This is a genomic window from Streptomyces sp. NPDC051987 (assembly GCF_040680735.1).
Taxonomy (GTDB): Bacteria; Actinomycetota; Actinomycetes; order Streptomycetales; family Streptomycetaceae; genus Streptomyces.
In genome coordinates, this window is record NZ_JBFAXI010000041.1 from 18389 (window position 1) to 33854 (window position 15466).

The 15466-nt window shown below is 72.9% G+C and carries 8 protein-coding genes, 1 tRNA gene and 1 pseudogene; 3 read left to right on the top strand and 7 right to left on the bottom strand.

Annotated elements, in window-relative coordinates:
- Positions 1 to 237 precede the first annotated feature (237 nt).
- Positions 238 to 2769 carry a SpoIIE family protein phosphatase gene (locus tag AB0M11_RS22480; RefSeq protein ID WP_365708129.1) on the top strand — a complete coding sequence of 844 codons (2532 nt, stop codon included), beginning with the start codon at positions 238 to 240 and terminating at the stop codon, positions 2767 to 2769.
- Positions 2766 to 3887, top strand: coding sequence for a substrate-binding domain-containing protein (locus tag AB0M11_RS22485; protein ID WP_365708131.1), 1122 nt, complete (start codon positions 2766 to 2768; stop codon positions 3885 to 3887). The genes AB0M11_RS22480 and AB0M11_RS22485 overlap by 4 nt, the downstream gene beginning before the upstream one ends.
- Positions 3888 to 4373: 486 nt before the next feature.
- Here AB0M11_RS22485 and AB0M11_RS22490 read toward each other — a convergent pair whose 3' ends face one another.
- Positions 4374 to 4784 carry a type II toxin-antitoxin system VapC family toxin gene (locus tag AB0M11_RS22490; protein ID WP_365708133.1) on the bottom strand — a complete coding sequence of 137 codons (411 nt, stop codon included), beginning with the start codon at positions 4782 to 4784 and terminating at the stop codon, positions 4374 to 4376.
- Entirely contained in the window at positions 4781 to 5011 is a 231-nt protein-coding gene (locus AB0M11_RS22495; protein ID WP_365708135.1) for an antitoxin, read from the bottom strand. The genes AB0M11_RS22490 and AB0M11_RS22495 overlap by 4 nt, the downstream gene beginning before the upstream one ends.
- 73 nt (positions 5012 to 5084) lie before the next feature.
- Between AB0M11_RS22495 and AB0M11_RS22500 the strand changes: the two are divergent.
- Positions 5085 to 5294: pseudogene (locus AB0M11_RS22500) on the top strand (integrase); the annotation flags it as partial.
- 42 nt (positions 5295 to 5336) lie between these two features.
- Here the strand turns inward: AB0M11_RS22500 and AB0M11_RS22505 are convergent.
- The 5 genes from AB0M11_RS22505 to topA form a co-directional block, all read right to left on the bottom strand.
- A tRNA-Thr gene (locus AB0M11_RS22505) sits at positions 5337 to 5413 on the bottom strand.
- Between the two features lie 107 nt (positions 5414 to 5520).
- Positions 5521 to 7164 (bottom strand): alpha/beta hydrolase, encoded by a 1644-nt coding sequence (locus tag AB0M11_RS22510; RefSeq protein ID WP_365708137.1) that lies wholly within the window; start codon positions 7162 to 7164, stop codon positions 5521 to 5523.
- 234 nt (positions 7165 to 7398) lie between these two features.
- On the bottom strand, positions 7399 to 8604 hold the full coding sequence (locus AB0M11_RS22515; protein WP_365708139.1) for a DNA polymerase III subunit delta': 1206 nt from the start codon (positions 8602 to 8604) through the stop codon (positions 7399 to 7401).
- 178 nt (positions 8605 to 8782) lie between these two features.
- Entirely contained in the window at positions 8783 to 12139 is a 3357-nt protein-coding gene (tmk, locus tag AB0M11_RS22520) for a dTMP kinase (RefSeq protein ID WP_365708141.1), read from the bottom strand.
- Positions 12140 to 12458: 319 nt separating this feature from the next.
- The gene (gene topA / locus AB0M11_RS22525) at positions 12459 to 15314 is read right to left on the bottom strand and encodes a type I DNA topoisomerase (protein ID WP_365708143.1); all 2856 of its coding nucleotides are present in this window, start codon (positions 15312 to 15314) and stop codon (positions 12459 to 12461) included.
- Between the last annotated feature and the right edge of the window lie 152 nt (positions 15315 to 15466).

Here is a 15466-nt window from a genome sequence, read left to right on the forward strand (position 1 = left end):
CCGGCACTGATGGACCGCGAACTCGCACCCCAGGGCGAACGCGCGCCGCGCACCGCACCCCGCACCGCACCGCGAACCCGCACCCGCACCACACCCCGCACCCCGCACCCCGCACCCCACACGGCCGACGCCACGGGGATACATCCACTTTTGCCCCCCTATGAGATTCTGGTACGAGGCGGTATCCAGGGGCGGCAGGTCGGCACCCCCGGTGCGGGACGGGAGGTGGCTGCGGACATGCCTCACCACGGCGGCGCCCGAACCGGACTCCCGCGGCCGGAGACGGCCGGGACCGGCTGCGCGGGCACCGGCTCACCGCCGGGACCCGACACCCCCGAGGACCTCCGCGCTCTGACGTTCGCGGGAGCGGCGCTGGCCGTGCTCTACGTGCCCGACGCGGGTTCCGACGACCTCCGGTCGGTGGACACGGCCGGATGCGCCCCCGCCGAGTACGGGCTCCCGGAGCGCCTGCCCCGATCCGGCGGCTCGCCCGCGGCCCGCGCCTTCCGCACCGCCCACCCCGTGTGGCTGACCCCCACGGCACTCGCCGCCTGTCCCGAGGCCTGGCCGGCGCCGCCGCGGGCCCGTACCTCGCTCGGCGCGTTGCCCGTGGCCGTCGAGGGCGGACGGCTCGGCTGCCTCGTCGTCGTGAGTTCCGGTGAACACGGTTTCGAAGCCGAGCAGCGGCGTTTCCTGGAGCGCTACGCCGACGCGATCGCCGCCGTGCTCCCCGTGGCGGCCGGGGAGGAACCGCCGTCGGCCCCGTTGAGGTCCGCCCTGCGCCGGATGCGCGTCGGCTCCTTCGTCCTGGTTCCGGAGACCGGGGTGATCGACGCGGACGAGACGCTGCGCGAACTGGTCGGCATCAGGCCGGAGGACTTCGACGGCAAGGCCGACTCCCTGCTCGCGCACGCGCTGCCGGAGGACCTGCACGCGCTGATGTCGGTGCTGGAGCCGTCCCCCCAGACGTTCGGCCGCCGCGAACTGGACTTCCGGGTCCGCTGCCCCACCGGCGAGATGCGCTGGCTGAGCCTGACGTGCCGCGTGACGGCGGGCAACGGCGACCGGCCGGAGCAGGTGCTGGGGGTGGTGACGGCGACCTCGGTGCTGCATCGCGGGAGCGACGACGTCTCCCGGATCCAGTGGCTGACCGCCGCACTCGACCAGGCCACCACCGTGCGCGACGTCAGCCATGTGGTGATCACCGCCCTGCGCGAACCGCTGGACGCCGACCGGGTGGCGCTCGCCGAGCTGCACGACGAACGGCTCCAGGTCACCCTGCTCGACCCGCCGCAGGCCGCCGCCTGGCCGCGGACCTGGCGTCCCCAGTGGCGTGCGGAGTGGCCCGACGCGCCGCTCAGCGCCCTGCCCACCCTGCGCACGGCCCTGCGGGACGGCCGTATCGACCTGTGGCCGACGGGCACCGCCCTCGAACCGGGACTCGACGGCGTCGGTCCGGGCGGCCTCGCCGTCCTGCCGCTGCCCGCCAAGGGCCGGGCCGTCGGCCTCTGCCTGATCGGCTGGGACCGGCCGCACGCGTTCGCCCCCGAGGAGCGCTCGCTGCTCACCGCCACCGCCTCGCTGGCCGGCCAGGCCCTCACCCGCGCCCACGCCCACGACGCCGAACAGGAACTCGCGACGATGCTGCAGCGCAGCCTCCTGCCCCGGCGGCTGCCCGAGCTGCCGGGCGGGACCGCCGTCGCCCGCTACCTGCCCGCCCGTCGGGGACTGCAGGTGGGCGGCGACTGGTACGACGTGATCGCCCTCTCCGAGGACCGGGTGGCGCTGGTCATCGGCGACGTGCAGGGCCACAGCGCCGCCGCCGCCACGATCATGGGCCAGATGCGTACCGCGGTCAGGGCGTACGCGGTGGAGGGTCACCCGCCCGACGTGGTCGTCTCGCACGCCAACCGCCTCCTCGTCGGCATGGAGACGGACCTGTTCGCCACCTGCTGCTACGCCGAACTCGACCTGGACGAGGGCGACATCCTGTTCGTCCGGGCCGGGCACGTCGCACCGCTGCTGCGCCGTCCCGACGGCAGCACCGAGGAGGTCGAGGTCGAGGGCGCCCTTCCGCTGGGCATCTCCATGGAGGCGGACTTCCCGATGACCGCGGTGGCGCTGACGCCCGGGATGCTGCTCGCCCTGGTCACCGACGGACTGGTCGAGGCCGCCGATCTGCCCCTCGACGAGGGCATGCGCCGCGCCCGCGCCATCCTTGCCGCGGCCGACCCGTCGGACCCCGGGCGGGTGGCCGACGCCCTGCTCGGTGACCACGGTCGCCGCGAGGACGACGTGGCGCTGCTGTTGCTGCGCTACGACGGCATGAAGACCCGGCCGATCCGGTCGGGCTGGGTGGTGTGGCGGCTGCCCGACGCCGTCATGCACGCCCGCCGCTTCACCTCGCGCACGCTGCGCCGCTGGAAGGTCGAGGAAGCCACCGACGCGGTCCTGCTGGTGGTGTCCGAACTCGTCACCAACGCCCTGGTGCACACGCAGGGTCCGGTCCGTCTGGAACTGACGCTCCGGGGCGCCCGGGTGCGGGTCTGCGTGAGCGACTCCTCTCCGCGGGCGCCGGCGAAACCGGTGATCGTGGACTGGGAGTCGACCGGCGGCCGGGGGCTGCTCCTGGTCGAGGCGGTGTCGGAGTCCTTCGGCACCATGCCGATGGCCGGCGGCAAGCAGGTGTGCAGCGAGATAGCGGTACCGCGTCGTGAACCCGCTCCGGTGGGCGCGGAGCCGGGCACCGAGGACGGGGACCGACCATGACATCGCACAGGCACCACGGGGCGTCCCGTAGGCGGTATGCCGTCGGCGCGCTGGTCGCGGGTCTGCTGGCCCTGTCCCAGACCGCCTGCGGCGTAGGCGGGACGGCCGGCGGAAACGGGACGGCCGGTCCGGACAGCTTCACCGTCGGCCTGCTGCTGCCGAGCCGGGTGGTGCCACGCTGGGAGCACTCCGACAAGCCGCTGATCGAGCAGCGGGTGCGGCAGCTCTGCCCGCACTGCGCCATCGCCTACGCCAACGCCGCCGACGACCCGACGGCCCAGCGGCAGCAGATGGTGGCCATGATCACCAGGGGGGCCCGGGTCATCGTCCTCGGCGCCGCCGACGACAGGGCGCTGCGCTCCACCGTCCAGGAGGCGCACGACGCGGGCATCCCCGTCGTCGCCTACGACAGGCTCGCCGACGGCCCGGTCTCGGGCTACGTGAGCTTCGACGGCCTACAGGTCGGTGCGCTGCAGGGCAAGGCCCTGCTGAAGGCCATGCCCGCCACGGCCGCGGGCCGGACCGTCGTCATGATGAACGGCGACCCGACCAGCGCCAACGCCGCGCTGTTCAAGAAGGGTGCGCTGTCCGCCCTGCGGGGCAAGGTGCGGATCGGCCGCTCCTACGACACCACGGGCTGGAGCCCGGACAACGCCAACGCCAACATGTCCGCGGCCATCTCGGCCCTGGGCCCCGGCCGGATCGACGGCGTCCTGGCCGCCAACGACGCCATCGCCGGGGGCGTCATCTCCGCGCTCAAGAGCGCCCACGTCCAGCACCTGCCCCCGGTCACCGGCCAGGACGCCGACCTCGACGCGGTGCGGCGCATCGTCGGCGGCGAGCAGTCCATGACGGTCTACAAGTCCTTCCGCGCCGAAGCGGAGGCGGCGGGCGCCATGGCCGTCGCCCTGGGCCGCGGCGAGAAACTGCACACCATCGCCACGACGACGACCGACAGCCCCACCACCCGCCACATCCCGACCGTGCTTCTCACCCCGGTAGCCGTGACACCCACCAACATCAAACAGACCCTGGTCAGAGACGGCGTCTACACCATCCCGCAGATCTGCACCCCACCCCTGCGCGCCGCCTGCGCGAAGACAGGCCTGTCGCCCTGACGACAGAGGCCAGGAGACGACAGAGGCCAGAAACGCACCACGGCCGCCATCGACCGGTGAGCATGGCAAGAGCTCAGCAGACCGCGTGGGGCGCGGTCGCCACCGTCACCGTCCTGGCCCTCTCCGCCTGCTCGCCCCAGGGCCGCGCCACGCCCCCGAAAAGAGTCCGCGAACTCGCGAGCAGCGCCGAGGCGTCACAGGCGCGACAGAAGACGGAGAGCCGCCCGCGGGACGTGGTCCGTGCGTACGACGCCCGCACCCCCCTCACCCTCGCCATGGTCGTCGTACGCGACACCTGACGCCCGACAGGAACGCCATCTGGTCTTCACCCGCCCCGACTGCCGTCCGGGTGGCCACCGGGGGCGCCACTGAGCAGGAAAGTGAGGTGGTGGGGGCGTGTTGTAGGCGACCTCCACCAAGCGACCGCGGCCTTTCACCAGCCCGCCCGTGCAGTCCTGGGCCAGCGGCCTCGCGGCCGCGCCGCCGTCAGTTCGAGTCAAGGACCTCGATGCCGCATTTCGCGGCACCGCTCCGTTCGATCCTCGCATCACTGGTGATCAGCGTTGCGGCAAGAGCCTCGGCCAGGGCGACGTACTGGGCATCGTAGGCGCTCAGGTTTCCATGGAGAGCCTGAACGCGATCCCAGAGGAAGAGCGTCTCGTGTCGGACGAGTTGGAGCTGCCGGTAGGCATCGACGGCCCGTGCCACTTCCCGCCCCGTGAGCTTGCCCCCTCTCCTCATGCCGAGGAGTGCGGACTGAATCTCGTAGTCGATGAGCGTGGGCACGGCGACGACATCGGCGGCACCCACCCGGGTACGGACCCCACGGCCGAGCGGGTCGTGGTTGGTGAGGAAGTGCACAAGGGCGGAACAGTCCACGACGACCGTCCCGCTCACCTCCCGGTCCTGGCCTCGTCGATCGCAGCCAGTACGTCCTCCGTACTGACGCTGGCCGTAGTCTCCCGGTTCAGGCGCGCCACCATCTCCGCCAAGGTGGGCTTGGACGTCTCGCGCGCGATGAGATCGAGGAAGTAAGCCTGGAGGGACTTGCCGGCCTGGGCAGCACGGACCTTCAAGGTCTGGATCTGGTCATCCGGGACGTCCCGAATCGTCAGAGCAGTCATGACTGCAGTATAGCGTCAGTGCATGCAAAGTGCAGACATCGAAGACGGATGGTAGCTCCCCGGCTCGCACGCAGCCGGGATCGACGACCGCCGCTTGTTCGACGACAGCCGCCACACCGCCGGAACGATCCGGACTCTCAAGGACGCGATACGTCGCACGGGGGACCGCTTCATGCCCCGCCCGGCCAGTGCGGATCCCGCGCCGGAACCCCCAACTGAGACCAGAACTGAGACCGGCGACAGCCGCGCGGCCCGCGCCCAGCGTCGCCGCCGCATCCACTGAACGAGAAAGCCCAGCTCAGACACTGTCTGGGCTGGGCTTCAGTGGAGCCGCTTTCGGGATTCGAACCCGAGACCTACGCATTACGAGTGCGTTGCTCTGGCCATCTGAGCTAAAGCGGCGCGTCGCCCGCACTATGGTGCGATCAGCGACGTCGGTAAGTCTACACAGTTTCCGGGGGTGCTCCGTACACGCCCCGGAGCGGCGGGCTCCGGGGCCGGTGACAGGGCTATGAGCAGCGCTTTCCCCCTGCCGGCGGGGTGCCGGCCAGGAGGTAGGTGTCGATCGCCGAGTCGATGCAGGAGCTGCCCCGGCCGTAGGCGGTGTGGCCGTCGCCGACGTAGGTGAGGAGGCGGCCCGAGGAGAGCTGGCGGGCCAGGGACCGGGCCCAGGGATAGGGGGTCGCCGGGTCGCGGACGGTGCCGACCACGACGATGGGAGCGGCGCCCTTCGCCTCGATCCGGTGCGGCTCCCCCGTGGCCCCCACCGGCCAGTACGTGCAGTTCAGCGACGCCCACGCTAGGTTCGGGCCGAACACCGGGGACGCCTTCTCGAACTCGGGCAGGGCCTTCTCGACCTGCTCGGGGCCGGTGAACGCGGGCGGCAGGTCGAGGCAGTTCACCGCGGCGTTCGCGGGCATCAGGTTGGAGTAGCGGCCGTCGGCATCCCGCTCGTAGTAGCTGTCGGAGAGCGCCAGCAGGCCCGCGCCGTCGTTGTCCTTCATCGCCGCGCGCAGCGCCTCGCGCAGCTGCTCCCACTCCGCCTGGTCGTACATCGCCGCGATCACGCCGGTCGTCGCGAGGGACTCGGTCAGCTTGCGGCCGTCCGCGTCGCCGGTCGGGACGGGGTGCGCGTCCAGCTTCAGGAAGAACGTCCTGAGGTTGTCCGCGATCCGGGTCGGCGTGCTGCCCTTGGCGCCGAGCGGGCAGTCGGTGCGCTTCGCGCAGTCCCTGGCGAAGGACTGGAAGGCGGTCTCGAACCCCGCCGTCTGCTCCAGGTTGAGCCGGCGCGCGGACAGGGACGGGTCCATCGCGCCGTCCAGGACCATCCGGCCGACCCGCTCCGGGAACAGGCCCGCGTAGGTCGCGCCGAGGAAGGTGCCGTAGGACGCCCCCACGTAGTTCAGCTTCGGGTCGCCGAGCACCGCCCGCAGGATGTCCATGTCCCGTGCCGAGTCGACGGTGGAGACATGGCGCAGCAGCTGCGCCGAGTGCGCTCCACAGGCCTCCGCGAACGTCTTGTACTCCTCGACCAGCCGGTCCGTCTCCTTCTGGTCGTCGGGCGTCATGTCGGTCTCGGTGAACGCGTCCATCTGCCGTCCGTCGAGGCAGGTGACGGGCTCGCTACGGGCGACTCCGCGCGGATCCACGGCGACCATGTCGTAGCGCGCCCGCACCTCGGCGGGGTAGCCGATGCCCGCGTACTGCTGCAGGTAGTCCACCGCCGAGCCGCCGGGCCCGCCCGGGTTGACCAGCAGCGAGCCGAGCGGCTTCGCCCTGCCGGTCGCCTTCTTCCGGGCGACCGCCAGCCGGACGTCACCCGCGCCCGGCCTGGCGTAGTCCAGCGGGGCCCTCATGGTGGCGCACTGAAAGCCGGGAACACCGCACGCGCGCCAGGTGAGCTTCTGGTCGTAGTACGGCGCCAGCGCGGACGGCGTCGACCGGGGCAGGGCGGCCAGCTCGGCGGTGCCGGCCGAGGTCGACGCCGCCGCCGTCGTCGACGCGCTGCCCGAGGAGGAGCAGGCGGAGGCGAGCAGGGCGACGGCCGAGAGCACGGCGGCCGCCACGGCCCGGGCGCGGATCCGGGGTCGAATGGGCCGAATCGCTCGAATCGCTCGAATTGTGGTCCGGCGGGGGATTCGCCTGGTGTGCATCAATCGAGCGTAACCCCGATAAATGATCTCCGTGCCGTGCGTGACGTCTGTGGCTCGAACGGGTGACCCACGTCAACGCCGTGCATCCCCCCGCGTACGTGCGTCCGGCGGCGCCGTGCGGCCCCGAGCGGTGCCGGTGTGGTCCAAGCCGCGCCGTGTGCTGGGTGGTCCGAGCAGCGCCGTGTGGCCCCCGAGCAGCGGGGCGTGGCCTCGGGTGGCGCCGGGCGGGCGTCGTCAGCCCGCTCTGAGCGCCATCGTCATCGCCTCCACCGCCAGCAGAGGCGCCACATTGCGGTCCAAGGCCTCCCGGCAGGCGGCGATCGCCTCGATCCGGCGCAGCGTGGCCTCGGGCGACCCGGCACGGGCCAGCCGCTCCAGGGCGTCCTCGGCGTCCGCGTTGGCGATCGCGACTCTGGAGCCCAGCTGCAGAGCGAGGACGTCGCGGTAGAAGCCGGTGAGGTCGGTGAGGGCGACGTCGAGACTGTCCCGCTGGGTCCTGGTGCGGCGGCGCTTCTGCATGTCCTCCAGGTCCTTCATCACGCCCGCCGTGCCGCGTGGCAGCCGGCCGCCCTGGGCCGCGCCGAGCGCCGCCTTCAGCTCCTCCGTCTCCTTGCCGTCCATCTCCTCCGCGAGCTGCTTGGCGTCCTCCGCCGCCGAGTCCACCAGCTCCTGGGCCGCCTTCAGGCACGCGCCGATCTCGTCCAGCCGCAGCGGCAGCTTCAGCACGGCCGCGCGGCGCTCGCGGGCGGCCGGGTCGGTGGCCAGCCGGCGGGCCCGGTCGACGTGTCCCTGGGTGGCGCGGGCGGCGGCCGCGGCGACCTGGGGCTCGATGCCGTCGCGCCGGACGAGCATGTCGGCGACCGCCTCCACCGAGGGCGTGCGCAGGTTCAGGTGACGGCAGCGGGAGCGGATCGTGGGCAGCACGTCCTCCAGGGAGGGGGCGCAGAGCAGCCAGACCGTGCGGGGGGCGGGCTCCTCGACGGCCTTGAGGACGGCGTTGGCCGACTTCTCGTTCAGCCGCTCGGCGTCCTCGACCAGGATGATCTGCCAGCGGCCGGTCGCCGGGGAGGTGTACGACTTGCGGACCGTGTCGCGCATGTCCTTGACCAGGATCTCGGCGCCGACGGCCGCGACCGAGGTGACATCCGCGTGGGTGCCGACCAGCGCGGTGTGGCAGCCGTCGCAGAACCCGCAGCCGGGGACGCCGCCCAGGGCGCGGTCGGGGCTCACGCACTGGAGGGCGGCGGCGAAGGCCCGCGCCGTCTGGTTGCGGCCGGCGCCGGGCGGGCCGGTGAACAGCCAGGCATGGGTCATCTTCGACGACTCCGGCAGCGGCTGGTCGGCCGCAGCGGCGGTGACGAGCGCGTCGGCGTCCCGGGCGGCGGCGGTGAGCACCTCGCTCACCCGCTCCTGTCCGACGAGGTCGTCCCACACGCTCATGGGTCACGCCGCCCTTCCGTCATACGTACCGGTCCGGATTCCAGCGGCTTCCGAGGTCCCGGTTCCGTGGTCCGGACTCCATTGTGCGGGTCCCCACTGACAGGCCCACTGACAGGCCCACCGACAACAGGGGCGACGCCGGGCGGCGCCCCGACCCGCACCGCCCCGCACAGCGGGCTCAGCCGCGTCGACCACGGCCCCGGCGGCCCCGCTCTTCGTCGTGCTCCGGCTCCTCGTACGACCCCAGCAGCTCGTCCGCCAGCGACGGCAGGTCGTCCAGCGGGGTCTCCTCGGCCCAGTCGGGACGCGGACGCCGACGGGGGGCCGGGGCGTCGGGGTCGACCTGCGGCAGCTCGCGGGTGCGGTCGTCGGAGCCGTCGGGATTCCCGCCGACCCGCTCCGACCGCTCGGCCGTCCCAGTCCTCTCGGTCCTCTCGGTCCTCTCGGTCCTCTCGGTCCTGTCCGTCCTCTCGGCCCGGTCGTCGCGCTCGTCCCGGAAGAAGCCGGACGGCATCCGGTCCGCCGGGGCGTCGGCGGCAGGTCCGGCGCCGTCGCGCACGGGCGGCAGTACCGCGGTCTCGTCGGCCGCGCCGGACGGCATCTGCGGCAGCACGGCCGTCTCGTCGGCCGCGCCCACGGGAGGCAGCACCGCCGTCTCGTCCGCCGCGCCCGGTGTCACCGGCGGCAGCACCGCCGTCTCGTCCGCCGCCCCCGCGGGCCGCACCGGCGGCTGCGGCAGCTGGGCCGTCACCTCGGAGTCGGACTCCGGGGGCGCGGGCGGGTGCTCGTCCCGCACCGGGCGCAGGACCTTCGTCTCGTCGTCCCGGTCCGCGGGCCGCACCACCGGCGTCGGCATGGTCGTCGCCTCCGGCGTGACTCCCGGAGCGGTCGGCTGCCGGGCGGCGGACTGGCGGGCCGCCACGTCGGCCGCTGCCGCCGCCTCCGCCGCGGCGCGCCGTGCCTGCTCGGCCTTGAGCAGCGCCTCCTCGGCCTTGCGCTGCTTCTCCAGGCGCAGTTCCTCGGCCTCGGCACGCAGCCGGGCCTCTTCCTCGGCCCGCTTGCGGCGCTGTTCCTCCTCGGCCTTGCGGCGGGCCTCGGCCTCCGCGCGGGCCTTCTCCTCGGCGAGCAGCCGGGCCTGTTCCTCCTCGGCCCGCCTCCGCGCCTCCTCGGCCCGCAGCCGGGCCTCCTCCGCCTGCCGTTCGGCCTCGCGGCGCTGCGCCTCCTCCAGCTCGCGGCGCTTGCGCTCCTCCTCCTCGGCACGCAGCTTGGCGAGCTGTTCCTGGCGCTCGCGCTCCAGGCGCTCCTCCTCGGCCTTGCGGGCCGCCTCTTCCTCGGCCTTGCGGCGGGCCTCCTCCTCGGCCTTCCGGCGCGCCTCCTCGGCGGCCTTGATCTCGGCCTCGGACAGCGGCAGCACGGTGTCGAGCCGGGCCCGGATCACGGTGGTGACCGACTCGGGCTCCTGGCCGGCGTCGACCACCAGGTAGCGGCCGGGGTCGGCGGCGGCCAGCGTCAGGAAACCGGCCCGCACGCGCGCGTGGAACTCGGCGGGCTCCGACTCCAGCCGGTCGGGTGCCTCGGTGAACCGCTCGCGGGCGGTCTCCGGCTCCACGTCCAGCAGGACGGTCAGGTGCGGGACGAGTCCGGCGGTCGCCCAGCGGTTGATGCGGGCCACCTCGGTCGGGGACAGGTCGCGGCCCGCGCCCTGGTAGGCGACGGAGGAGTCGATGTACCGGTCGGAGATGACGACCGCACCGCGCTCCAGGGCGGGCCGGACGACCGTGTCGACGTGCTCCGCGCGGTCGGCCGCGTACAGCAGCGCCTCCGCGCGGTGCGACAGACCGGCGGACGACACGTCGAGGAGGATCGAGCGCAGCCGCTTGCCGACCGGGGTGGCGCCCGGCTCGCGGGTGAGGACGACCTCGTGGCCCTTTCCGCGGATCCACTCCGCGAGCGCCTCGGCCTGGGTGGACTTGCCGGCGCCGTCACCGCCTTCCAGGGCGATGAAGAAGCCGTTGGCCGTGGGCATCTCCGCCGGGTCGTCGCCGCCGAGCAGCGCGTCCCGCAGGTCGTGGCGGAGCGGTACGCCCGCGCGGTCGTCGACCTTGGCGAGCACCAGGGCGGCGACCGGCAGCAGCAGCGCGCCGACCAGCATCAGCGTGAAGGCGGCGCCGCCGTGCGCGAACACGAACTTGCCGTTCTCCAGCCGGTGCGGCCCGATCAGCGCGGCCACCAGGGGCGCGATCAGCGCGCCGAGCGCTATGGCGACCCGGACCACCGCGTGCAGGTGCTCGGTGGTCCGCGCCCGGCGGGAGTCCTCGGTCTCCTGGTCGAGCAGGGTGTGCCCGGTGTTGGCGGCCACGCCCGCGCCGATGCCGGCCAGCGTGACGATCAGCAGCACCGTGGTGACGTCCGGGACCAGACCCGCGGCCAGCAGCGCGAGGCCGGTGAAGGCGATCGCCAGGAACAGCAGGCGCCGGCGGGAGAGGGTCGGGAGCAGCGAGGGCGCCGTGCGGATGCCGAGGGCGACCCCTCCGGTCAGGCCGAGCACCAGCAGGCCGTACAGCACCGGGCCGCCGCCCAGGTCCCTGGCGTGCAGCACGGAGACGGCGACGGCGGCGGAGATCGCCCCGGCGACGGCGGCGCAGGCCAGCACGAGGAGCGGGACGGCGCCGGTGCGGCCGGTGTCGGGGCCCGCGGCGGTCCTCGGACGGCGCAGGCCCTCCAGCGGGGAGCGCGCGCGGGAGGTGCGGGTGCCGGGCACCTCCAGGTAGACCAGCACCGAGAGGGAGGCGGCGAACAGGCCCGCCGCCACGTACGAGCCGAGGGCCGCCTGGTGCTGGGCGAACCAGGCGATGCCCGTGCCCAGCAGGTTGTTGACCAGCGACGCGACGACCAGGGCGGCGGCCGCGAGCGGGACCGTCAGGAAGGTCGTCCGCAGCGACAGCCGGCGCAGGGCGTCCAGGTGGTCGGGCAGCGGCCGTACCGTGGCGCCCTCCGGGGGCGGGGCGGGCAGCAGCGCGGGGGCCGCGCTCTCCCGGCAGACGGTCCACAGGCGCTCGGCGACTCCGGTGACGAAGGCCGTCACCAGGAGGAGCGTCAGGGCGTTCGCCGGGGTCCAGTCGATCCACAGAGGCGCGATGATCAGCAGGACGGTGCGCAGGCCGTCGGCTCCGACCATGGTCCACCGGCGGTCGAGCGGGCCGTCCTGCGCGGTCAGCGCGGTGAGCGGGCCCAGCAGGACGGCGCCGAAGAGCAGAGTGGCCAGAACTCGTACCCCGAAGACGATCGTCACCGCGAGGGCCGCACCGCGGTAGCCGCCGCCGAGGGAGCCCTGGGCGACCGCCGCCTGGAGCGTGAGCACGACAAGCACCAGCAAGGCCAGGCTGTCGCCGATCCCGCTCACGAGCTGGGCGCTCCACAACCGCCTCAGCTCTGGTCGGCGCAGCAGCGAGCGGACGGCGCGCTCGCGGGAATCCGCTACCAGCGCGTCGTCCGGGTCTGTCTGGGGGGCCGTTGGCTGCTCGGCTCGCGTCATGCTTTCAGCCTATCGGCAGCCGCCGACAGCCTGCGGCGACCGTCCACAGGTACACCCGGCCCGACACCAAGTTGATGCCGGGGCGTACACAATGCGAAGCCGATGTGAGGACGAGCGGGCGCCGTGACGGAGCGATCGGCCCGACGGCCGGCGCCTGCGCACCGGCCTGCACGATCAGCCCACGCCCGATCTACCCACCCCCAGTCAGCCCGCGCACGAGCGGCCCGTGCACGGTCAACCCGCACCGGTCTGCCCCGCACGATGAGCCCGTGCACGAACAGCTCTGCACGAGCGGCACCCGCACGAGCGGGCCCGCGGGTCAGTCCTCCGTGGTCGTCGTCCGGGAGGCCGTCGCCTTCTTGGCGGCCGCCGTCTTCGCCGTGGCCGTCGCCTTCTTCGCGGTCGTCGTCTTCTTCGCGGCGGTCTTCTTGGCCGCCGTCTTCTTCGCCGGTGCGGCCTTCTTGGCGGCCGCCGTCTTCTTCGCGGGCGCCTTCTTCGCCGTCTTCTTGGCGGGCGCCTTGGCCCGCTTCTCGGCGAGCAGCTCGTAGCCGCGCTCAGGGGTGATCGTCTCGACGCTGTCGCCGGAGCGCAGGGTCGCGTTGGTCTCCCCGTCGGTGACGTACGGCCCGAAGCGGCCGTCCTTGACCACGACCGGCTTCTCGCTGACCGGGTCGGTGCCGAGCTCCTTCAGCGGCGGCTTGGCGGCGGCCCGGCCGCGCTGCTTGGGCTGGGAGTAGATCTGCAGCGCCTCTTCGAGGGTGATCGTGAAGAGCTGGTCCTCGGAGGTGAGCGAGCGCGAGTCCGTGCCCTTCTTCAGGTACGGCCCGTAGCGCCCGTTCTGCGCGGTGATCTCCTGGCCCTCGGCGTCGGTGCCGACGACGCGCGGCAGCGACATCAGCCTGAGCGCGTCCTCCAGCGTGACCGTGTCGAGGGACATGGACTTGAAGAGCGAGGCCGTGCGCGGCTTGACCGCGTTCTTGCCGGTCTTCGGGGTGCCCTCGGGCAGCACCTCGGTGACGTACGGGCCGTAGCGGCCGTCACGGGCGATGATCTGGTGGCCCGTCTCCGGGTCGGCTCCCAGCTCGAAGTCGCCGCTCGGCTTGGCGAGCAGCTCCTCCGCGAGCTCGACGGAGAGCTCGTCGGGGGCCAGGTCCTCCGGCACGTCCGCCCGCTGGTGGCCCTCGGCGTCCTTCTCGCCGCGCTCGACGTACGGGCCGTAGCGGCCGACGCGCAGCACGATGCCGTTGCCCACGGGGAACGACGACACCTCGCGCGCGTCGATCGCGCCCAGGTCGGTGACCAGTTCCTTCAGGCCGCCGAGGTGGTCGCCGTCGCCGTTGCCGGCGTCGGCCGCGCCGCCGGGGGCCGTGCCCTCGCCGCCCTCGCCGAAGTAGAAGCGCCTCAGCCACGGCACCGCCTGCGCCTGGCCGGCGGCGATGCGGTCGAGGTCGTCCTCCATCTTGGCGGTGAAGTCGTAGTCGACCAGCCGGCCGAAGTGCTTCTCCAACAGGTTGACCACGGCGAAGGACAGGAAGGACGGCACGAGGGCCGTGCCCTTCTTGAAGACGTAGCCGCGGTCGAGGATCGTGCCGATGATCGACGCGTACGTCGACGGGCGGCCGATCTCGCGCTCTTCCAGCTCCTTGACCAGCGAGGCCTCGGTGTAACGGGCCGGGGGCTTGGTGGCGTGCCCGTCGACCGTGATCTCCTCGGCGCTGAGCGCGTCGCCCTCGGCGACCTGGGGCAGCCGGCGCTCACGGTCGTCCAGCTCGGCGTTCGGGTCGTCGGCGCCCTCCACGTAGGCCTTGAGGAAGCCGTGGAAGGTGATCGTCTTGCCGGAGGCGCTGAACTCGACGTCCCGGCCGTCGGCCGCGGTGCCGGCGATCTTGACGGTGACGGAGTCGCCGGTCGCGTCCTTCATCTGGGAGGCGACGGTCCGCTTCCAGATCAGCTCGTAGAGCTTGAACTGGTCGCCGGTCAGGCCGGTCTCGGCGGGCGTGCGGAAACGATCACCCGACGGGCGGATCGCCTCGTGCGCCTCCTGCGCGTTCTTGACCTTCGCGGCGTACGTCCGCGGGGCCGAGGGCAGGTAGTCGGCGCCGTACAGCTGGGTCACCTGGGCGCGGGCGGCCGCGATCGCGGTGTCGCTCAGCGTCGTGGAGTCCGTACGCATGTACGTGATGTAGCCGTTCTCGTACAGCTTCTGAGCCACCTGCATGGTGGCCTTCGCGCCGAAGCCGAGCTTGCGCGAGGCCTCCTGCTGGAGGGTCGTCGTACGGAACGGGGCGTAGGGCGAGCGGCGGTACGGCTTGGACTCGACCGAGCGGACCGAGAAGCGGGTGTTCTCCAGCGCGGCGGCGAGCGCGCGGGCGTTCGCCTCGTCGAGGTGGAGGGTGTTCGCGGTCTTCAGCCGGCCGAGCGAGTCGAAGTCACGGCCCTGGGCGACGCGCTTGCCGTCGACGGCCTGGAGCCGGGCGACCAGCGACGACGGGTCGCTCGGGTCGCCTGCCCGGCCGGTCCCGAAGGTGCCGGTCAGGTCCCAGTACTCGGCGGACCGGAACGCGATGCGCTCGCGCTCCCGCTCCACCACGAGCCGGGTCGCCACGGACTGGACACGGCCGGCCGACAGGCGCGGCATGACCTTCTTCCACAGGACCGGCGAGACCTCGTAGCCGTAGAGGCGGTCGAGGATGCGGCGGGTCTCCTGGGCGTCGACGAGCCTCTGGTTGAGCTGGCGCGGGTTGGCCACGGCGGCCTGGATCGCGGACTTGGTGATCTCGTGGAAGACCATCCGCTTGACCGGGACCTTGGGCTTGAGCACCTCCTGGAGGTGCCAGGCGATCGCCTCGCCCTCGCGGTCCTCGTCGGTGGCCAGGTAGAGCTCGTCGGAGTCCTTCAGCAGGTCCTTGAGCTTCTTGACCTGGGCCCGCTTGTCGGCGTTGACGACATAGATCGGCTCGAAGTCGTGCTCGACGTCCACGCCGAGGCGGCGGACCTCGCCGGTGTACTTCTCCGGCACCTCCGCGGCGCCGTTGGGAAGGTCACGGATGTGCCCGACGCTCGCTTCGACGACGTATCCGGGGCCCAGATAGCCCTTGATCGTCTTCGCCTTGGCAGGCGACTCGACGATGACGAGTCGGCGGCCGCCCTGTGCGGTCTCGCTGGTCGGGGACAACTTCGCTCTTCTCTCCGGTCGACGCTGGGGCCTCCCCAGGCCTTGCTCCCGGGGTCGTGGCACGGGCAGGGGCGCCCGTTCACTTGGTGACGCTGCGGAGTGTGACGGTACATCCCGCCCCCGTGTCAAACGGGAAAAGCTCACAACGGCCA